Below are 18,039 nucleotides of genomic sequence, written 5' to 3'. Positions count from 1 at the left end.
CAGACCCAGCGGCCTGCCCCCCTCTTGTCCGTGCGAAAGGGATCTCGATCAGCCCTTCTCTTCCAGCAGCCGGCGCGCGATCACCTGCGCCTGGATTTCGGCCGCGCCCTCGAAGATGTTGAGGATGCGGGCGTCGCACAGCACGCGGCTCACCGGGTATTCGAGCGCGAAGCCGTTGCCGCCGTGGATCTGCAGCGCGTTGTCCGCGTTCGCCCAGGCGACGCGTGCGCCGAGCAGCTTGGCCATGCCCGCTTCGAGATCGCAGCGATGCCCTTCGTCCTTCTCGCGCGCGGCGAAATAGGAAAGCTGGCGCGCGATCATCGTCTCGACCGCCATCATCACCACCTTGTTGGCGACGCGCGGGAACGAGTAGATCGGCTTGCCGAACTGCACACGGTCGAGCGCGTACTTGAGCGCGAGGTCCATGGCGCACTGGGCCACGCCCACAGCGCGCGCGGCCGTCTGGATGCGCGCGCCCTCGAACGTGTTCATGAGCTGCTTGAAGCCCTGACCCTCGGCGCCGCCGAGCAGGTTTGCGGCCGGCACCTCGAAGCCGTCGAAGGAGATGTCGTATTCCTTCATGCCGCGATAGCCGAGCACGTGGATTTCGCCGCCGGTCATGCCGTCGGCAGGGAACGGCTGCTCGTCCGAGCCGCGCGGCTTCTCGGCGATGAACATCGAGAGGCCCTTGTAGCCCTTCTCGTCCGGGTTCGTGCGCGCCAGCACGGTCATGATGTCGGCGCGGACCGGATGCGTGATCCACGTCTTCTGGCCGGTGATCTTGTAGGTCTCGCCGCTCTTGACCGCGCGCGTCTTGAGCGAGGCGAGATCCGAGCCCGTGTTCGGCTCCGTGAACACCGCCGTCGGCAAAATCTCGCCGGTGGCGATCTTCGGCAGATACCGTTCCTTCTGTTCGTTGGTGCCGTTGTGCAGGATCAGCTCGCCCGCGATCTCCGCGCGCGTGCCGAGCGAGCCGACGCCGATGTAGCCGCGCGAAAGCTCCTCCGACACGACGCACATGGCGAGCTTGCCGAGGCCGAGGCCGCCGTACTCCTCCGGCAGCGTCAGCCCGAACACGCCAAGCTCGGCGACCTTCTCGACGATCTCGAGCGGGATGTAGGCGTTCGCCAGATGCCACTCGTGGGCATGCGGCACGACTTCGGCTTCTGAGAAGCTGCGCATCTGCTCGTGAATGGCGGCCATCGTCTCGTCGAGGCCCGAATTGCCGAACGTCGTCGCGCCCTGCTGATGCTTGATGAATTCGGCGAGCTTGGCCTTGACGCTCTCCGTGCTGCCGGCCGCGACCACGTCGGCCACGGCGTCTTCGTACTTGCGGACCTCCGCGCGCGGCACGCCGAGCGCATCCGGGCGGATGATTTCGAGCTGGCTCATGGGAATGCCGCCGGCGATCTGCGCGCCGTACTCGGCGAAAGCGACGAGCAGGATGAGCTGTTCCGGTTCTCCGAAGGCGCCCTCGTCCTTGAGGCGGGCGGCCCAGAGGTTCATCTGGCGCAACGCTTCGACGGTGGTCGCGAGCCAGGCGAGGCCGTGCGCCGTGTGCTGCGCTTCGTCGACGCCGCCGACCGCTTTGATCCGCGCGCGGACGCCCGTCTTGGCGAGGCCGAGGATGCGATCTGCGGCTTCCACCACCTCCGCCGTGCGTGCGATGAGGCGTTCGGGCCCTGCCGCCAGAAGGTCGCTCTCCGACTTCAGCTCAACAGCCGCCATGGATTAGTCTCCTCAGATGATTGTTCTCGTGGGTGCGGTAGTCCCGGGACCCTTATCGGACCGGCATGTTCAGGGGGCGTCAATTCCGGCTGTCATGTGCAAATTTCCGAGCCCGGCCGTCAAGACATCTCGTGCTGGCGCGACAGCATCGCACGGGGCCGCCCTCACGCGCCCCTGCGCGCGCTGGCACGCCGCACGCGGACGCTTGGATCGTTAATGGCGCCAGGACGTTAGATAAGACGCGCATTTGATGAAAGTGCGTGGCCTTGAGGACATGGACCGCAGTGCGCGGTATGGACTAGGTTCGTCGCTCATCCAGCCCATTCCACGGTCAGATTGCCCACCAATGAAGCGTTACAAAACTCTCCTTGCCGCTCTCTACCGCCTCTACGAGCACTCGGGCTTCGCCATGGCGGGCGCGGTGGCGTTCTCCTTTGTGGTCTCGCTGTTCCCGTTCTGCATCTTTCTCGGCGGACTTGCGGGTCTTTTCGGCGGCCGGGAGTTGGCGGCGGAGGCTGTTTCGCAGCTCTTCCAGAATCTGCCTCCGGATGTCGCTAAGGCGCTGGCGCCGCAGATCGACGCCATCATGGGCCAGACCCGCATCGATCTTCTGACCTTCGGTGGCTTCCTGGCGCTCTTCTTCGCCACCAGCGCGGTCGAGACGCTACGCGCTGCCCTCAACGGCGCTTACCGCGTCGCCGAGACGCGACCCTATCCGGTCTGCCTGGGGCTCAGCATGCTATTGGTGCTGATCAGCGGCGCCTCGATGCTGGTGCTGACCTGGGCGGTGGTCGTCGGCCCCGCGCTCGCCGCGCAGTTCGAGCCCTCGTGGGTGGAGCCCTCGCTGATCAGGTCATTCCTGGATTCGACTTGGCTCGCCCCGGCGGTGCGCTACACGCTTGGCGCGGCCGTCATCGGCACGCAGCTCCTCGCCTTCCATCTCTGGCTCGCGGCGGGAGAGCGTCGCCTGGCAGACGTGTGGCCCGGCGTCGCGTTCTCCGTCGTGCTCTGGCTCGCGATCGCGGGCTTCTATTCTTACTATCTTTCGATCAGCAACTATGCGCGGTTCTATGCCGGCCTATCTCAGCTCATGATTGCGATGATCTTTTTTCAGGTGACGGCGGTCATCATCCTGCTTGGTGCCGAGCTGAACCGCGGCATCATGGAAATCAAGAAGCTGACCAACGGCCATCACTGACGCTGCCCGCAAGGCGGGGGCGCGCGACGCCGGCCGTGGAACTCCGGACACGCGAAAACGCGAGTCCGGCGAACCGGACCCGCATCTCTGTCTGACGGGTTGTCGTGCTTGGTCGTTGCCGCCGTTAGGCGGCCTTCGCCTTCCGGGCAGCGCGGGGCTTAACGGCGGAAGCGCCCTTCGGCGCCTTGCCTGCCTTCACGCCGGCTTTGCCGGTTGCCGCCTTGCTCGGAGCGTCACCACGGGTGTGCGTCTTGACGATCGCCCGGGCAGCTCCGAACGCCTCCGTGAGCACGGAGACGGCGCGCTGCGGATCCGCTTCGCCGCTCATGAACACGTCAAGCGCGGCGTAGCCCTGTTCCGGCCAGCTGTGGATCGAGATATGGCTCTCCGCGAGCACGGCGACGCCAGTGACGCCGCCCGTGCGCTCAAGCGCGTGGACATGGAGATGCAGCAGCGTTGCGCCGGCTGCGTCCACGCATTTTCTGAGAGTCCGTTCCACATGCCCGATATCGTCAAGATTATGGGCACCGTAGAGATCGACAAGGAGATGGCGGCCAGAATGACGGCCGCTTTCGCGGTCGTTGGCAGCGTCCTCAAGTGCCGCGTGCGCACCCTGCGCAGACGCGGAAAGATCTTCCTTTTGGGCGGGGCTTGAACGAGTCAAGTCCATCCCCAATTGGAAGAGGGTGTCATTAAAGGCCATATGACCCTCCCCAACCAGCAGACAGATTTAACCCGAACGCTCCTTACCTGGGGGTGTGGGGATGGAAGTCCTTGACCTTAAGGGCAGGTGGACGAACGGAGACAGGTGATATGATGCAAGTGACCCCCCATCGCAAGTAGAAATTTGCATGCGGCGGATCAAAAGTCCGCGTGCGGTCGTCGCACCTTTCGGGTGGTGACTTCGCGCGCTTTCTAAGATCGGGATCCGAACGCGCTGCGCACGCTGGAAAAAGCGAAACGTCGCGCTTCGCCGCCGTCACGAACGCCGCGCTTCGTCGCCCGTCACTGCGGGTTCAAAAACTGTTCGAGCAGTTTCTTGCCCTGCGCCTTCTTGGCCTTGCGCTCTTCCTTTGTCCCGCCGATCAGGCTGTCGACGATCTCGTTCGCGTTCTTGCCTTTGAGATTGCCGCCGATCTCCTTGATCGTCTCCATCGCCTTATCGGGATCCTTGAGCACGGCGGAGAGATCGGGCGTGAATGCGGGATTGTCCCAGGGGCCGTGCACCCGCACCGGGATTTCGAGACCCGAGAGCGCGTCCGCTCCGCCGCCCTGTCCCTGCAGGCTGGCCACCAGCTTCGGCCGCAGCATGTAGTCGACTTCGCGCGGCGGCAGCGCAATGCGCCCCGCGCCGCCGACGCGCAGCAGCGGGCTCACCAGCTTGAGATCCTTGTTCTCCGCGACGCCCGACGTGAGCGTCCAGGTCGACGTCATCTCGCTGAAGTCGGTCTTGTCCGTGGGCGAGCCGGAGAGACCGCCGAATTTGCCCTTGCCGACCCCGCGCAGCATCTCCGCAACGTTGATGCCGACGATCGCGCCGTCGTTGAAGGCGACATCCACCTTCCCATTGAGCGTGCCGATGATCTGCCGCTCGGTCGCGCCCTGTCCGGCGACGGCGAATGACAGCCGCCCCTTGCCGGTCAGCCGGTCGAACTCCGCCGTGTCTTTGAGCAACGGCAGCGCTTCGATGCCGTCGAGCTGCACGTTGGCGCTCATGTGGGCCGTCGTGCCGCGTGTCCCGTCGAGCGTGATCGTGCCGCGCCCGGTGCCCTGGTAGAGACGCACATCGTTGAGCGTCGTCGTCATGATCCGGTCCTTGAGCGCCACCGTGACATCCGATTGGTCGAGGCGGACTGTGCTGACCGTGAGCTTGCCGATCGAAAGGCGGGCGTTGGCGTCCAAGCTGCCGAGCGCGGCAAGCCGCAGCGGCTCGTCACCCCAGCCGTCCCGCTTGGTGAAGCCCTTGACGCGCGGCCCCGGCACGGCGGCCGGCGCTTCGCTCTCCTGCAAGAGGTCGTCGATCGAGGTCGCTTTTGTCTTGGCTGGCGGCGGCACTGGCGCCGCGCCTGCGGCCGGGGAGCGAGGCGGAGGAACGTCGCGCGCGCCCTCGGACGAATAGAGATTGAGATCGAGTTCGGTGAGCTTGAGGGCGGCCGTCACCATCGGCCGCGCGCCGCGCGTATCGAGCTTGATGTCGCCGCGCGCCGTCGTCCGGTCGAGTTCGATTTCGGCGGTCGAGAACGAAAGCTGGTCCGGCGCGCCGCGGAAGAGTCCCTTCGCCTTGAGCGGACCGAACCCCTGCGACGGCGGCAGGTCGGAGCCGAACCACGCCGCCAGCGCCCGCGTCGACGCCGACTTCGCCGACAGAATGCCTTCGGCGCTGAGATCGCCCTTGAGCTTGGCCGAGCCGTCAAAGGTCGCATCGAGCGCGTCCGCGCCCAAAACCAACTTGAGTTTGGCGGGGCGGTTGTCGGCCACGTCGGCGGGCGACGTCAGCGCGCCGTCGAAGCGCACCGTCTTGCCCTTCCAGTCGAGATGGCCGGCGGCCGTCAGCGGCTCCGACATGGCCGCGAGCGCCAGCTTGAGGTTGATGGCTGAGAATTCGGACGTGCTGCCGGTGCGCTGGTCGCGCCAGTTGAGCGTGCCGTTGTCGATCCGCACGTCCTCGAGCTTGACGTCGGAGACGCGCAGCATCGAAGGCTTGCGCGGCAGCGCGTTCGGGGCAGCATCCGAGATGGGCGCGTCGGGCCTCGAAAGGCCTTCCGCCTGCGCAAACCGCACGCGCGGCTCGGACGCGTCGGCCTCTGCGAAGTCCCAGGATCGGTGTCCATTGGCATCGACTTCGAGCGTGAACACAGGGTCGCGCAGCACGAGCGAGCTGACGCGCACGTCCCGCTGCAACAGCGGCCAGAACGCGACGCTCACGTCGAGCGCCTTCATCGTGACGAGCGGCGCCGATCCCGCGAAGCCCGGTCCAGCCGAAAGCGACACGTCGGCGAGCGAAATGCCGAGCGTCGGATAGAGCGAGAACGACGCCGGGCCCGCGATGACGAGATCGCGTCCGGTCTTCTCCTTGACGGCGAGCACCACCCGGTCGCGGACGAAATTGGCCGGCAGCGCCATGACCGCGAACGCGGCTCCACCGGCCGCCATCGCGATCAGGCCGAGCACGCTGTAGAAGATCACCGACCCGAAGCCCGAGGACCCGCGCTGCGGCGGCTGACGGCCGTATTGAGCCGGAAAGCTTCCGGCGCGACTGGGATGCACGGGAGCCGGGGCGTACGGATCCTGCTGATAAACCGGTCGTCCCCCGTCACGCGGCGGATGGGTCTGATCGAAGTACGGATCGGCGGCTCGGGGCTGGGGCGGTCGTCCCCGCTCGTCGGAGGGACGATAGGGATCCGGCCGGGGCGGCCTTCCCTGCGGCGGCGGTTTGTTCGTCATCGGCTCCCGACCTTGGGCAGGCCACAGGGGCGCATCCCCCGAATCTGGCCCGCCGGCTCAACCTTCCAGCACATACGAAGCAATTGTGTCAGCGCGCGGCCCGCTTCGTCTCCGCGGTGAGGCCATTTATCCACGGCCAACCCCGGGCTGCCGCCGCGGAGCACACGAACACATACAACTCAAGCGAGTAGTCGCGAATGGCAACCTGAAATCAAGCATAAACTCAATTCTATACGCAACTTAACGCCATTCCTCCAACAGATTTTCCCCACGATTGCGTCATCAGCAGACCTTCGTTTCGTCATTCGACTCGGCTAGATTGCAACCTATGAGTGTATTGCGCGATCTTGTACGTCCCGTTGGGTCGGTGGCTTTGGCGCTGGCCCTGGCGGGTTATCTTCAGGCTCCCTCCACGGTGGCGGCCCGTCCCGCCCCCGGCGACGTCAGGGGTGAGGCTCCAGTTGTCAGCGGCCGCGCGACGGTCGTCGACGGCGACACGCTGGAAATTGCCGGCGAACGCGTCCGCCTCGAAGGCATCGACGCCCCGGAAGCGGGCCAGACCTGCGGGCGCAAATGGCTCGGCACCTGGAACTGCGGCTCGGCCGCGACGGCCGCCTTGCAAAAGATCGTCGGCACGCGACGTGTCGATTGCCAATCCGCTGGCCGCGATAAGTACGGCCGCACGATCGGCTGGTGCGCGATCGACGGTCATGACATCAACGCCGAAATGGTGAAGTCGGGCCATGCCTGGGCCTTCGTGAAATACTCGCGCCGCTACGAGGCGATCGAGGCCGAAGCCCGCAGCGCCAAGGTCGGCATCTGGCAGGGCGATGCCCAGCCGGCCTGGCTCTATCGCGAACAGCGCTGGCAGGTGGCGGAGACGACTGCGCCGGAGGGCTGCGCGATCAAGGGCAATATCACCGCCAACGGCCGCATCTATCACACGCCCTGGAGCGCCTGGTACGGCAAGGTGAAGGTCGAGCCCGCGAAAGGCGAGCGTTGGTTCTGCTCCGAGAAGGAAGCCGCCGAGGCTGGCTTCCGGCCGGTCGCCGGCCATTGATGCGCGGGGCATTGACGCGCAGGGTCATTGACGGCGCCGGCCCCCCAAGGCCGGCTCCGCGCCCGCGTCCCGATTGACTTCCCGCGAGCCGAGGGGGAAAGTCCCGTCCGTACGCACACGGAGTCGCGCTGGCTGTTCGCCAGCAGGTGAACCGTGCCGCCAGGAGCGTCGTAGTGGCCGAATTGTTCCGGAAAATTCGGGTCTCGAGAAGGGAAAAGTCCCCATGGTCCGCTGGTCGCGCTTTTTGAAGTATCCCATCGCACTGGCCACTTTTGCGGCCACGGTGCTGATGACGGATGCAGCGCTGATGACGGGCGCAGCGCAGGCAAGCGACACCTGGTCGGGCATCCATGCCGAGGCCTTCGGTGGACGCCCTCTCAAGAGCGGAACCGGCGTCATCGCGATCAGCGCTCCCTATCGCCCCGACGACGTGCGCAGCGTCCCCTTCGAAGCCGACGTGACGCTCGCCAACGGCCGCACCATCAAGACCGTCTACTTCGTCGTCGACATGAACCCGTCTCCCGTGGCCGCGACGTTCCAGTTGGGCGGCAAGCGCAGCCGCGCGCATCTTGGCATCAACTTCCGCCTCGACCAGCAGTCCGATGTGCGCGTCGTGGTGGAAGCCGATGACGGCACGCTCTACATGGCGGAGCAGCTGGTGAAGTTCGCGGGCGGCCAGGCCTCATGCTCTGCGCCTCCGGTCGGAGACCCGGCCGAGATCGCGGCCAACATGGGCAAGATGGATTTCGCAGGCGTCGGCGCCAAGCCCAACGGCACGCACCAGATGGCCCGCGCGCGCCTTGCGCTCAACCATCCGAACCATACGGGGATGGTGCTCGATCCCGTTTCGCTGCTCTACATTCCGTTGCTGATGGTCGATCGCGTCGAGGCGCACCAAGGCGACGAACTCGTCTTCGACATGACGGGTTCGATCACGGTTGCGCAGAACCCCACCGTCTCGTTCGACTACGTGACGAACGGCGCCCCCGAATTGACCGTCACCGCACGCGATACGAGCAACGCCTCGTGGACGCGCGCCTTCCCGATTGGCCCTGGCGGCTGATCCGGCGCATACGGTTAAGCGACCCATCGTAGGGGGTTGAAAACGCGCGGTTGAACACCGCGCGGCGCGGAACCAATCTTCGTTCAGATCGTTACTCCCCCATCGAAGAAGCACTAAACGTTTGGGAGTTGGTTCGATGGGCAATTTGCTGCACTGGGCCGTAGTTTTCCTAGTCGTCGCGTTGGTCGCGGCCTTTCTTGGCTTCGGCGGCGTTGCTGGTACGGCTATGGAGGGCGCACGCCTTCTTTTCTGGGTAGCCATCGTGTTCTTGGTTATCTCGCTCGTACTCGGATTTGTTCGCCGAGCGTAATTGCGTACCGCGGTGCGAGCTCGAGCCCTGTAGCCGAGCCCGCCACCGCCCACTCAAACTTCAGCCCATGATCGAACAACGCTCCGGCATCCCCGGGCGAAACGCGAAGCATGGTCTGACGTCACCACCACCACCACCACCGTTGATTTGGCAAAGAGGAGTTCCGCATGAACTGGGATCGTATCGAAGGCAACTGGAAGCAGTTTTCTGGCAAGGTCAAAGAGAAGTGGGGCAAGCTCACGGATGATGACCTGGATGTCGTCAACGGCAAGCGCGAGCAGCTCGAAGGCAAGATTCAGGAGCGCTACGGCTACGGCAAGGACCAGGTGAAGAAGGAACTCGACGACTGGTCGAACACGCTCTAGTCGCCTGCCACTAAATTAAAGCAGCCCGCCGGCGTAGTGCGCCGGCGGGCTTGCTTTTGGTTCGCTGCCGAGTGCGGGCGAGATCGCGGCTCAGCAGTTTAGCCCGGCCGTTTAGCTTGGCGGGAAGGTGATCAGGATCTTCATGCGGACCAGCTCCGGGAAATACGCTTCGAGCCCCTTGCCCGCGAAATAGAGAATGGCGCCGAGAAGAATGAGCGCCGGGATGGCGGCCAGAACGGCCTTCATGAAAAACATCGCCAGCCGCAGGAACGGCACGTCGAAGCGATGCACGGCTGCCGGGATCGGGTCGTCGCCGTACATTGGCTTCTGCGCCCGGCCTCGCGACAGGTAGGCGGGCGGGTCACCCATCGAAGACGCCATCGCGCGTCCATCGCGCTCCTGCTGCTCCCGCTCCTTGACCTCGCGGGCCTGCCTTGCCCGCGACTCCCGTTCGCGCCTCAGCGTGCGCGGAAGGTCGTCGAAATCGCCATCGGCCGTAAGGGGAAAGTTCGCATCCGTCATGTCTACACCTGAACTAAAAATGCGAGGCCTCTGAGCCTCGTCTTGCGCGCCGTCCACCCCGGGTCCGTGCCGTCTATCTTGCAAGCGACGTTATTGTTAAGTTGCGCCGCGATTTTGACGGGGAGGTGGCACGTGCCGGCGCTGAAGGATTTGATACGTACGATTCCGGACTACCCGAAGCCGGGCATCATGTTCCGTGATGTCACGACGCTGCTGGGGAATGCCGAAGGGCTGAAAGCGGCCATCGCGCGGATGGCCGAGCCCTACGTGGACCTGAAGGTGGACGCGGTCGCCGGCATCGAGGCGCGCGGCTTTATCCTGGGTGGCGCCATCGCCGACCGCCTGGGTTGCGGCTTCATCCCGATCCGAAAGAAGGGCAAACTGCCCTGGAAGACCATCGGCCAGGAATACACGCTCGAATACGGCGTCGATGTGATTGAAATCCACGAGGACGCCATCGCCCCCGGCCAGCGTGTGCTGATCGTCGACGACCTGATCGCGACCGGCGGCACGGCGGAGGCCGCGGCCAAGCTCCTGCGCCGGACCCAAGGCGAGATCGTCGGCGCGACGTTCATCATCGATCTGCCCGAGCTCGGCGGCCTCAAGCTTCTGAAAAGCCATGGCATTGACTGTCACGCCCTGGTTGCGTTCGAGGGCCACTGATGGCGCTGGCAGCGGGCGAAATCCGCACTGCACTGGAGCGCATCGCCTTGGCGCGGGCGAACCCGGAGCAAAGCGTCGCCTGCCCGCACTGCGACCGCGAGGGCCTGATCGTCACGGATCGGTCGGCGCGGCCCTATGCCGAGTGGTATCATCTGGCGTGCGCGGGCTGCGGCCTGGACGAGACGATCCATGTTCCCCTGGGACCGCCCGTCCCGGGGGCAGACGAGTGATGGCGACCTGCCGCGAATTGGGTTGATAGGCACGATGAAGATCGACGGAACGGCGTATCGAACCATCTGGCCCGGAGACGACGGCGCGTCCGTCGTCATCATCGACCAGACGCGGCTGCCGCATCGCTTCGAGACCGTCACCCTGCGCACGCTCGACGACGCCGCGCGCGCCATTCTCACAATGCAGGTGCGCGGCGCGCCGCTCATTGGCGCCACGGCGGCATACGGACTGGCGCTCGCGCTGCAAGCGGATGCATCGGATGCGGGCCTTGCGCACGCGATCGACCACCTTGCGCGCCAGCGGCCGACGGCGGTCAACCTGAGATGGGCGCTGGAAGAAGTCCGCCGCCACGTCCAGCCCTTACCTGTCGGCGTACGCACCGCGGCCGCCTATGCCAAGGCGCACGTCATTGCCGAGGACGACGTCGAGACGTGCCGCAACATCGGCGTCAACGGCGTCGCGCTCATCCGCGCCATCGCCGAAAAGAAGCACAACGGCGAAGCGGTCAACATCCTGACGCACTGCAACGCGGGCTGGCTTGCCTGCGTCGACTGGGGCACGGCGACCTCGCCGATCTATCATGCGCATGACGCGGGCATCCCCGTGCATGTGTGGGTGGACGAGACGCGCCCGCGCAACCAGGGCGCGGCGCTGACGGCCTACGAGCTCGGACGCCATGGCGTGCCGCACACGTTGATCGTCGACAACGCCGGCGGGCACCTGATGCAGCAGGGTCAGGTCGACCTCTGCATCGTCGGCACCGACCGCGTCGCCGCCAACGGCGACGTCGCCAACAAAATCGGCACCTACCTCAAGGCGCTCGCCGCGCATGACACCGGCGTGCCGTTCTACGTTGCGTTGCCGTATTCCACCATCGACTGGACGCTCGGATCGGGACGCGACATCCCCATCGAGGAGCGCGGCGCCGACGAGGTGCTCATCATGCTGGGCCGTCTCGCGGACGGCTCGGTCGTGCCGGTCGAGATCGCGGCCCCCGGCTCTCCGGCCGCCAACCCCGCATTCGACGTCACGCCGGCCCGCCTCGTCACCGGCTTCATCACCGAGCGCGGCATCGCGGCCGCAAGCCGCGACGGTCTGCTCGGGCTCTACCCAGAACGCCGGGAGACGGCCGCATGAGCAAGGCCGGAAAATCGAAGCGCGGAAAAGAGGGCGAAGCGCGTTCGCGGCCGGCCGAGACCCGCCTGCGCCGCGAGCTCATCGAGACGGCGCTGGCCATGAGCCGCAGCGGATTGTCGCCAGGGCGCTCCGGCAATGTGTCGGCGCGCACCGACGGCGGCATGCTGATCACGCCGACCGGGCTCGCCTACGAGGACATCGGCCCGAAGGACATCGTCTTCGTGGCCTCCGACGGCTCCGTACCGGGACGGCAGAAGAAGCCCTCCAGCGAGTGGCACTTCCATCTTTCGGCCTACGCGGCACGCCCCGACATGGGCGCGGTCGTCCACACCCATTCGCTGCATGCGGTGGTGCTGGCGTGCGCCGGCAAGTCCATCCCCGCCTTTCACTACATGATCGCGGTCGCGGGCGGATCCGACATTCCGGTCGTGCCCTATGCAACGTTCGGCAGCCCGGAGCTTGCCGCGCATGTGGCTTCGGGTCTGACGGAGCGCCGCGCGTGTCTGATGGCGCACCACGGCGCGATCGCGCTCGGCGAGACGCTGCCCCGCGCTCTGGAGCTGGCCCACGAGGTGGAGGTGCTGGCGGAGCAATACTACAAGCTGCTGACCCTCGGCGCGCCTCCCCTGCTGGGCGACGACGAGATGGTGATCGTGCTTGAGCGGTTCAAATCCTACGGCCAGGACGCCCAGTCCTAGAGAAGCCGAGCCCTAGTAGAGACGCCGAGTCCTAGACTGGCTCCCTGCTACTCCGCCGGCAGCAGCGCGTTCAGCATGTGATGCATGTTCTCGCGCCCGAAATAGCCGTTGATGCGCCCGATCTCGATCCGGTTCCGGACCAGCACGAGCGTGGGTACCATCGTCACGGGGCTCGAGAGCTGGAAGCTGTCGGCCACGGGCTCGTTGACGTCGATGAACCTGAGCGGCGCGGTCTTCCCGGCGCGTGAGGCGGCGTAGGAGGGCTCCACGTCACGGCGGAAGACCGGACAATAGTTGCAGCCCGGAGCTTCGAACGCGATCAGTTCATAGCCGGTCTCGGGAGCGCCGTCGCGATCCGGCGCCGCGTGGCTTGCACCGGGCGCAAGAACGGCGAGCAGTCCCAATACGAGACAGCGGGGGAGGGCGGAAAGGGTGCGGTTGCGCGTCATGTCGGTAGCGCTGCATCTTCGATGCCACCGCTGGCAGGCGGGAGCGGCGACCCCGCAGCCGAATGTTTCACGGTAAACGTCGGCGAGCGTGCTTCCGGAAAAGTGGGAACCGGTTTTCCGATAGGAAGCACGCCAAAACAAAGGGCTAGAGTCTTTCCGCAATTCCATCAAAACCGGAAAGACACTAGCGAACCCTGCGCCGCGCCAAGCGTTTTTTCGAGGCAGCCAGCAGGAAATTGCGATGAAACAGGCTTCGGTGACGTTCGCGAACGGCTTTCACGTGTTGACGGGCGACGCGCACTCGCAGGCGGCGTCGATGGTGATCGCGCCCGGAGGCTCGGAAGGCGGCCCGGACAACGCCCACCGTGGTGCCGATCAGTGGCTCTACATCGAAAGCGGGACCGGCGAAGCGCGCGTCAACGGCCATGTCTATCCGCTCGACGCGGGCGCGCTGATGCTGATCCAGCGCGGCGATCGGCACGAGATCCGCAATACCGGCGCGACACCGCTTAAGACGTTGAATGTCTACGTGCCGCCCGCCTATACGTCGGACGGCGACGAACGCCCTGCGGGAAAAAGTTGAGCCCTTACATCCCACGCGCGTATCCCCGAAAACCCCCTAAGTGTTCGGCAGGGTGGAACTGCGGCCGTTGTTCGATGTTAGGGTTTGCAGATCAGACTGACTGACGACGACCTTCCCAGCCACGACACGACACGCGACGGTGTACCCCCCGTGACCATCACAGACGACACGAACTCATTTTCATTTTTGCTTTCCGGTTGGGCTCTCATATTGGCTTTAGTCGGATTTTATGTGGCGCGCTCCTTCTGGATCGCGCGCCGCGAATGGCCCGAGTGCGCCACCGACACCAAGGTGCTCTATCTGATGGTCGCGCCACCCCTGACGCTCGCGGTCGACGTGCTGCAGGTGACGGACCGGCTGTTCTGGCGCCGCGCCGCCCGCAAGGCGGCCTCGCGCGCGGCCCTTTTGCGTCGCATCCCGCAACGAGAGCAGCAGCGCACGCGCGTTCAGGCTGCGTCTGCGCGCCCTGCGTCCGTGCGCCATGAGGCCGCGCAACTCTCGGCGAAGCACGCCCTGCGCTCGAACGGCTGATCCCGCCGACATCGCATTTTCATTCGCGTCCGCGACGCTCGTTGTGCGGAGCGCGAGATCGCGCTTGACCCTCGCCGGGAGCGCTCCGCCGAACGACGCCCGTTCGGCCGCAATTTGCCCAACGAGGCATCACTTGGCGAAATTAGCGCCAGGCGTGACGCCCTTCGCGCACGCGGAAAGCCGATAATCGCTGCAATTTTTGCTTGGCACGGGTCGTGCAATTTACCCTCACATAATGCCTCTAGGGTTCCGGCCGCGTGATGGCGGTGCTGGTCCGAGAGAGGCGCTCTCGCTGACGCCCGAGGATGGGGTGCGCGAAGCCACGGCGGGATAAAAGCCCGGGAGACCTACGCCGCAAGGAGCTTCGGCTCTTGAACGGAAGGCCTCCTCGTCACACGTGCGCCGCCGTTCGTCCGAAAGCCCTTTGCGACCTGCAACTGGTCAGCATTGGGGAACTTCATGAACCGAACTGTCTCGCAAGTTATCGGCGCTGCCGCCGCTTTGGCGCTCGGCATGGCGCTCGCCGTGCCCGGTGCCGCGGCCAAGGAGAAAAAGGACTTCAAGGTTGCTTGGTCGATCTATGTCGGATGGATGCCCTGGGGCTATGCCGCCGACAGCGGCATCGTGAAGAAGTGGGCCGACAAGTACGGCATCACCATCGAGGTCAAGCAGTTCAACGACTACGTCGAATCGATCAACCAGTACACCGCGGGCGCCTTCGACGCCGTGACGTTGACGAACATGGACGCCCTCTCGATTCCTGCCGCCGGCGGTGTCGACACCACAGCCGTCGTCGTCGGCGACTTCTCGAATGGCAACGACGCCATCATCGTCAAGTCGGGCGGTCTCGAAGCGCTGAAGGGCACGAGCGTCAACCTCGTGGAATTCTCGGTCTCGCACTATCTGCTCGCCCGCGCCCTCGAAAGCGTGAAGCTCGCCGAGAAGGACCTCAAGGTCGTCAACACCTCGGACGCCGACATGGCCGCCGCGTTCAAGACGCCGGACGTGACCGCGGTTGTCACCTGGAAGCCGGTCGTCTCGACCATCCTGGAATCGCCGGACGCCAAGAAGGTGTTCGACAGCGCCCAGATTCCCGGCGAGATCATCGACCTCATGGTCGCCAACACCGAGGTTCTGAAGGCCAATCCGGACTTCGGCAAAGCCCTGGTCGGCATCTGGTACGACACCATGGCCGCGCTGGAGAAGGATCCCGCTGCCAAGGAGCACATGGCCAAGGCGTCCGGCACGGATATCAAGGGTTTCGACGAGCAGCTAGCGACCACCAAGCTCTTCGCTACGCCGAAGGACGCCGTGGCCTTCGCCACGGGGCCGGACGTCAAGTCCACGACCGAGCGCGTGTCGACCTTCCTTTTTGACAAAGCGCTGCTCGGCAAGGACGCCAAATCGGCAGGCGCCATTGGCGTCGCTTTCCCCGACGGCTCCGTCTACGGCGACAAGGCCAACGTGAAGCTCCGCTACGACGCGACCTACATGCAGGCCGCCGCCGACGGCAAGCTCTAGAGACCGACGCAAGCTCCTGAGTACGACGCGGGACGGAGGAAACATGCGCGCCATCAACATCAGGCCGAGCCGTGGCTGGCACGTGGCGCTGGCGGCTGTTCCCTTCGTCCTCGCCATCGCCGCCTACATGGTTGGCTCGGACCTGCGGCTTGCCGTCAATCCGGCCGACAAACTGCTGCCGGCGTTCGGCACCATCGCCGAGGCGGTGAACCAGTATGCGTTTACGGCCGATCAGCGCACCGGACTTTATCTGCTGTGGTCCGACACGGCCGCGAGCCTGTACCGCCTCCTGACCGCGTTGACGATCTCGACCGCCATCGCCCTCGTCTTCGGCGTCGTCACCGGCATGCTGCCGGTGGCGGCCGCCACCCTCAGCCCCTTCGTCGCCGTCGCCTCGATGATCCCGTGCCTGGCGCTTCTGCCGATCCTGTTCATCGTCATGGGGCTCGGCGAAGCCTCGAAGATCACGCTGATTGTTGTCGGCACGGCCCTGAAGCTCGTGCGCGACATCGCGCAGCGCGTCGAGGAGATCCCGCGCGAGCAGATCATCAAGGCGCAGACGCTGGGCGCATCGTCCTGGCAGATCGCCACGCGCGTGGTGACGCCGCAGATCCTGCCGCGCCTCATCGATTCCCTTCGTCTGGAAATCGGGCCGGCCTGGCTGTTCCTGATCGCCGCCGAGGCGATCGCCTCCGAGTCGGGTCTCGGCTACCGCATTTTTCTCGTCCGCCGCTACCTGTCGATGGACGTGATCATTCCGTATGTGCTGTGGATTACCCTGCTCGCATTCCTGATGGATTGGAGCCTGCGGCTCCTGAAACGCCGAGCGTTTCCCTGGTTCGAGGGAGCACGCGCGTCATGACCAGCATCGTCTTCGACAAGGTTTGGAAGGAGTACGGCGACCATGTCGTGCTCGAGCAGATCAACCTCACGATCGCGCCACGCGCGTTCGTTGCGCTGGTCGGCCCATCGGGCTGCGGCAAGACCACGTTCCTGCGCATGCTGCTCGGCCAGGAAGCGCCGACGCGCGGCCGGATACTCCTCGATGGGAAACCGCTGAAGGCGGAGCCGGACAGCGACCGTGGCGTCGTGTTCCAGCGCTATTCCGTGTTTCCGCATCTGACGGTGCTGGAAAACATCATGATCGGGCGCGAGTTCGAGCAGTCGCGCTTGCTCGGAAAGCTGTTCGGCGGAGCGCGCCGCGCGGCGCGCGACGAGGCGCAGAAGCTTCTCGACGAGGTCGGCCTCACGGGCCACGAAGGCAAGTATCCCGCGGCTCTGTCCGGCGGCATGCAGCAACGTCTTGCCTTGGCCCAGGCGCTCAATCGCCGCCCGAAGGTGCTGCTTCTCGACGAGCCGTTCGGAGCCCTCGACCCGGGCATCCGCGCCGACATCCACGTGCTCATGCGGCGCATGTGGAACGAGAACGAATTGACCGTCGTCATGGTCACGCACGACCTCTCGGAGGCGTTCCGCCTCGGCACGCGCGTCATTGCCTTCGAGCGGCCACGCAATCGGCCCGAGGAGCTCGAACGCTACGGCACGACGCTGACGGGCGATCTTCCGGTCGGCGCCACCGTCACCCGGGATTTCGATGTCTGGCCGCGCAAGATCGCCGCCGACCTCAATGGAGCCGGGCCGCTGCCCGCGCTGCAGATCGAGCCGGCCCAGGCGCAACCCAAGGCGGAGCAGCAGGTGCACTAACTGCGAAATTCCGCGGGGACGACCCTGCGCGTGGCGACTTTCCCCCGGGACGACCCGGACCAGCGGGGCCGGACCATCTCCGGCCGAGGAGAGCAAAAGTGAACGGAGCGATCTACGGCGACACGCTGCCCGGCGGAAAGCATTGGTCGATGATCATGCGGCAGCATCATCGATTGCGCCTCACGGATGTCGAAGGCGGCGCCAACGTCGGCATGCTGTTCTACAATCCGCAGAACCTGCTTGAGCGCTACAACGCGCCCGACACGCTGAAGTGCCAGCACACCTTCAAGCTCACCGCCGGCCACTGCCTCTATTCCGATATGGGCCGCATTTTTTGCGCGATCGTCGGCGACACCGCGGGCTGGCACGACACCGTCTGCGGCTCAAGCCATAGGGCCATGGTCGCGGCGCGCTGGGGAAGCGCTAGCTACCAGGACCGCCGCAACGACTGGCAACAGAACGGCCGCGACAGCTTCCTCGTCGAGGCGGCCAAGTACGGCTTAGGCCGCCGCGACCTCGCAGCCAACGTCAACTGGTTCAGCAAGGTGACCACCGCCGAGGACGGCGCGCTGCAGTTCGATGCGACGGCTGCGAAGCCCGGCGCCGAGGTCGAACTCCGCTTCGAGATGGACACTCTCGTGCTGTTTCACACGTGCCCGCATCCGCTCGATCCGAGTGCCGTCTATCCGCGCAAACCGGTGCGCTTCGACATCCTCGAAGGTCTGCCCGCGGCCGCCGACGACGCCTGCCGTCTCTCTGCGCCGGAGAACGCGCGCGGCTACGAAAACAACCGCCTGTTCCACGCCGGCTGCGGCTGCTGACGAGAAGAACA

General features: G+C 65.4%; 21 protein-coding genes and 1 riboswitch. Of the genes, 16 read left to right on the top strand and 5 right to left on the bottom strand.

Features of this window, described 5'->3' with window-relative positions:
• Positions 1–48: 48 nt before the first annotated feature.
• Positions 49–1,728 carry an acyl-CoA dehydrogenase family protein gene (locus ACTIFK_RS02680; RefSeq protein ID WP_439541493.1) on the bottom strand — a complete coding sequence of 560 codons (1,680 nt, stop codon included), beginning with the start codon at positions 1,726–1,728 and terminating at the stop codon, positions 49–51.
• A 346-nt stretch (positions 1,729–2,074) separates the two neighbouring features.
• Here ACTIFK_RS02680 and ACTIFK_RS02675 point away from each other — a divergent pair, with 346 nt between their 5' ends.
• Positions 2,075–2,926, top strand: a complete 852-nt coding sequence (locus ACTIFK_RS02675) for a YihY/virulence factor BrkB family protein (protein WP_439541492.1) — start codon at positions 2,075–2,077, stop codon at positions 2,924–2,926.
• Between the two features lie 124 nt (positions 2,927–3,050).
• Here the strand turns inward: ACTIFK_RS02675 and speD are convergent, their stop codons facing one another.
• Positions 3,051–3,425 (bottom strand): adenosylmethionine decarboxylase, encoded by a 375-nt coding sequence (gene speD / locus ACTIFK_RS02670; protein WP_439541491.1) that lies wholly within the window; start codon positions 3,423–3,425, stop codon positions 3,051–3,053.
• On the opposite strand from speD, the gene ACTIFK_RS02665 reads away from it, so the two are divergent.
• Positions 3,426–3,581 (top strand): hypothetical protein, encoded by a 156-nt coding sequence (locus ACTIFK_RS02665; RefSeq protein ID WP_439541490.1) that lies wholly within the window; start codon positions 3,426–3,428, stop codon positions 3,579–3,581.
• A gap of 350 nt (positions 3,582–3,931) precedes the next feature.
• Here the strand turns inward: ACTIFK_RS02665 and ACTIFK_RS02660 are convergent, their stop codons facing one another.
• The gene (locus tag ACTIFK_RS02660; RefSeq protein ID WP_439541489.1) at positions 3,932–6,370 is read right to left on the bottom strand and encodes an AsmA family protein; all 2,439 of its coding nucleotides are present in this window, start codon (positions 6,368–6,370) and stop codon (positions 3,932–3,934) included.
• Positions 6,371–6,698: 328 nt separating this feature from the next.
• Here ACTIFK_RS02660 and ACTIFK_RS02655 point away from each other — a divergent pair, with 328 nt between their 5' ends.
• From ACTIFK_RS02655 to ACTIFK_RS02640, 4 genes are all read left to right on the top strand, one after another.
• Entirely contained in the window at positions 6,699–7,430 is a 732-nt protein-coding gene (locus ACTIFK_RS02655) for a thermonuclease family protein (protein ID WP_439541488.1), read from the top strand.
• 223 nt (positions 7,431–7,653) lie between these two features.
• Positions 7,654–8,493 (top strand): quinoprotein dehydrogenase-associated SoxYZ-like carrier, encoded by an 840-nt coding sequence (locus ACTIFK_RS02650; protein ID WP_439541487.1) that lies wholly within the window; start codon positions 7,654–7,656, stop codon positions 8,491–8,493.
• A gap of 136 nt (positions 8,494–8,629) precedes the next feature.
• Entirely contained in the window at positions 8,630–8,803 is a 174-nt protein-coding gene (locus ACTIFK_RS02645) for a DUF1328 domain-containing protein (RefSeq protein WP_439541486.1), read from the top strand.
• Between the two features lie 167 nt (positions 8,804–8,970).
• Entirely contained in the window at positions 8,971–9,168 is a 198-nt protein-coding gene (locus ACTIFK_RS02640) for a CsbD family protein (protein WP_439541485.1), read from the top strand.
• Between the two features lie 111 nt (positions 9,169–9,279).
• Here ACTIFK_RS02640 and ACTIFK_RS02635 read toward each other — a convergent pair whose 3' ends face one another.
• A complete protein-coding gene (locus tag ACTIFK_RS02635) occupies positions 9,280–9,690 on the bottom strand; it encodes a hypothetical protein (RefSeq protein WP_439541484.1) in 411 nt (136 codons plus the stop codon).
• Positions 9,691–9,822: 132 nt separating this feature from the next.
• On the opposite strand from ACTIFK_RS02635, the gene ACTIFK_RS02630 reads away from it, so the two are divergent.
• Genes ACTIFK_RS02630 through ACTIFK_RS02615 form a run of 4 tightly spaced genes read left to right on the top strand, consistent with a single transcriptional unit; the run spans position 9,823 to position 12,419 of the window.
• The gene (locus ACTIFK_RS02630; protein WP_439541483.1) at positions 9,823–10,353 is read left to right on the top strand and encodes an adenine phosphoribosyltransferase; all 531 of its coding nucleotides are present in this window, start codon (positions 9,823–9,825) and stop codon (positions 10,351–10,353) included.
• Entirely contained in the window at positions 10,353–10,583 is a 231-nt protein-coding gene (locus ACTIFK_RS02625) for a hypothetical protein (protein WP_439541482.1), read from the top strand. Before ACTIFK_RS02630 ends, ACTIFK_RS02625 begins: the two co-directional genes overlap by 1 nt.
• 34 nt (positions 10,584–10,617) lie before the next feature.
• Positions 10,618–11,721 carry an S-methyl-5-thioribose-1-phosphate isomerase gene (gene mtnA / locus ACTIFK_RS02620; RefSeq protein WP_439541481.1) on the top strand — a complete coding sequence of 368 codons (1,104 nt, stop codon included), beginning with the start codon at positions 10,618–10,620 and terminating at the stop codon, positions 11,719–11,721.
• Positions 11,718–12,419 carry a class II aldolase/adducin family protein gene (locus tag ACTIFK_RS02615; protein WP_439541480.1) on the top strand — a complete coding sequence of 234 codons (702 nt, stop codon included), beginning with the start codon at positions 11,718–11,720 and terminating at the stop codon, positions 12,417–12,419. The genes mtnA and ACTIFK_RS02615 overlap by 4 nt, the downstream gene beginning before the upstream one ends.
• Positions 12,420–12,466: 47 nt before the next feature.
• On the opposite strand, the gene ACTIFK_RS02610 is transcribed toward ACTIFK_RS02615, so the two are convergent.
• Positions 12,467–12,868, bottom strand: coding sequence for a thioredoxin family protein (locus ACTIFK_RS02610; RefSeq protein ID WP_439541479.1), 402 nt, complete (start codon positions 12,866–12,868; stop codon positions 12,467–12,469).
• Positions 12,869–13,109: 241 nt separating this feature from the next.
• On the opposite strand from ACTIFK_RS02610, the gene ACTIFK_RS02605 reads away from it, so the two are divergent.
• The 6 genes from ACTIFK_RS02605 to ACTIFK_RS02580 all read left to right on the top strand — a co-directional run bounded on the left by ACTIFK_RS02605 (position 13,110) and on the right by ACTIFK_RS02580 (position 18,028).
• Positions 13,110–13,451 carry a cupin domain-containing protein gene (locus ACTIFK_RS02605; RefSeq protein WP_439541478.1) on the top strand — a complete coding sequence of 114 codons (342 nt, stop codon included), beginning with the start codon at positions 13,110–13,112 and terminating at the stop codon, positions 13,449–13,451.
• A gap of 231 nt (positions 13,452–13,682) precedes the next feature.
• A complete protein-coding gene (locus tag ACTIFK_RS02600) occupies positions 13,683–13,982 on the top strand; it encodes a hypothetical protein (RefSeq protein ID WP_439541477.1) in 300 nt (99 codons plus the stop codon).
• Positions 13,983–14,212: 230 nt separating this feature from the next.
• Positions 14,213–14,329: riboswitch (guanidine-I (ykkC/yxkD leader) on the top strand.
• 112 nt (positions 14,330–14,441) lie between these two features.
• Positions 14,442–15,503 carry a putative urea ABC transporter substrate-binding protein gene (locus ACTIFK_RS02595; RefSeq protein ID WP_439541476.1) on the top strand — a complete coding sequence of 354 codons (1,062 nt, stop codon included), beginning with the start codon at positions 14,442–14,444 and terminating at the stop codon, positions 15,501–15,503.
• Between the two features lie 43 nt (positions 15,504–15,546).
• On the top strand, positions 15,547–16,365 hold the full coding sequence (locus tag ACTIFK_RS02590; RefSeq protein WP_439541475.1) for an ABC transporter permease: 819 nt from the start codon (positions 15,547–15,549) through the stop codon (positions 16,363–16,365).
• Positions 16,362–17,207 carry an ABC transporter ATP-binding protein gene (locus ACTIFK_RS02585; RefSeq protein ID WP_439541474.1) on the top strand — a complete coding sequence of 282 codons (846 nt, stop codon included), beginning with the start codon at positions 16,362–16,364 and terminating at the stop codon, positions 17,205–17,207. Before ACTIFK_RS02590 ends, ACTIFK_RS02585 begins: the two co-directional genes overlap by 4 nt.
• 98 nt (positions 17,208–17,305) lie before the next feature.
• Positions 17,306–18,028, top strand: a complete 723-nt coding sequence (locus tag ACTIFK_RS02580) for an urea amidolyase associated protein UAAP1 (RefSeq protein WP_439541473.1) — start codon at positions 17,306–17,308, stop codon at positions 18,026–18,028.
• The last annotated feature ends 11 nt before the right edge of the window (positions 18,029–18,039 follow it).

Source organism: Hyphomicrobium sp., from assembly GCF_051860585.1.
Classification (GTDB): Bacteria; Pseudomonadota; Alphaproteobacteria; order Rhizobiales; family Hyphomicrobiaceae; genus Hyphomicrobium_C.
Note: the sequence above shows the minus strand (reverse complement) of the source record. Positions and strands in the feature narration are given on the sequence as shown.

Bases quoted from the DNA above. Each gene is read 5' to 3' on its own strand.
- ACTIFK_RS02610 (WP_439541479.1), bottom strand. From the start codon at position 12,868: ATGACGCGCAACCGCACCCTTTCCGCCCTCCCCCGCTGTCTCGTATTG.
- ACTIFK_RS02585 (WP_439541474.1), top strand. From the start codon at position 16,362: ATGACCAGCATCGTCTTCGACAAGGTTTGGAAGGAGTACGGCGACCAT.
- ACTIFK_RS02675 (WP_439541492.1), top strand. From the start codon at position 2,075: ATGAAGCGTTACAAAACTCTCCTTGCCGCTCTCTACCGCCTCTACGAG.
- ACTIFK_RS02655 (WP_439541488.1), top strand. From the start codon at position 6,699: ATGAGTGTATTGCGCGATCTTGTACGTCCCGTTGGGTCGGTGGCTTTG.
- ACTIFK_RS02650 (WP_439541487.1), top strand. From the start codon at position 7,654: ATGGTCCGCTGGTCGCGCTTTTTGAAGTATCCCATCGCACTGGCCACT.
- ACTIFK_RS02590 (WP_439541475.1), top strand. From the start codon at position 15,547: ATGCGCGCCATCAACATCAGGCCGAGCCGTGGCTGGCACGTGGCGCTG.
- ACTIFK_RS02665 (WP_439541490.1), top strand. From the start codon at position 3,426: ATGCCCGATATCGTCAAGATTATGGGCACCGTAGAGATCGACAAGGAG.
- ACTIFK_RS02635 (WP_439541484.1), bottom strand. From the start codon at position 9,690: ATGACGGATGCGAACTTTCCCCTTACGGCCGATGGCGATTTCGACGAC.
- mtnA (WP_439541481.1), top strand. From the start codon at position 10,618: ATGAAGATCGACGGAACGGCGTATCGAACCATCTGGCCCGGAGACGAC.
- ACTIFK_RS02640 (WP_439541485.1), top strand. From the start codon at position 8,971: ATGAACTGGGATCGTATCGAAGGCAACTGGAAGCAGTTTTCTGGCAAG.
- ACTIFK_RS02625 (WP_439541482.1), top strand. From the start codon at position 10,353: ATGGCGCTGGCAGCGGGCGAAATCCGCACTGCACTGGAGCGCATCGCC.
- ACTIFK_RS02660 (WP_439541489.1), bottom strand. From the start codon at position 6,370: ATGACGAACAAACCGCCGCCGCAGGGAAGGCCGCCCCGGCCGGATCCC.
- ACTIFK_RS02680 (WP_439541493.1), bottom strand. From the start codon at position 1,728: ATGGCGGCTGTTGAGCTGAAGTCGGAGAGCGACCTTCTGGCGGCAGGG.
- ACTIFK_RS02645 (WP_439541486.1), top strand. From the start codon at position 8,630: ATGGGCAATTTGCTGCACTGGGCCGTAGTTTTCCTAGTCGTCGCGTTG.
- ACTIFK_RS02595 (WP_439541476.1), top strand. From the start codon at position 14,442: ATGAACCGAACTGTCTCGCAAGTTATCGGCGCTGCCGCCGCTTTGGCG.
- ACTIFK_RS02615 (WP_439541480.1), top strand. From the start codon at position 11,718: ATGAGCAAGGCCGGAAAATCGAAGCGCGGAAAAGAGGGCGAAGCGCGT.
- ACTIFK_RS02605 (WP_439541478.1), top strand. From the start codon at position 13,110: ATGAAACAGGCTTCGGTGACGTTCGCGAACGGCTTTCACGTGTTGACG.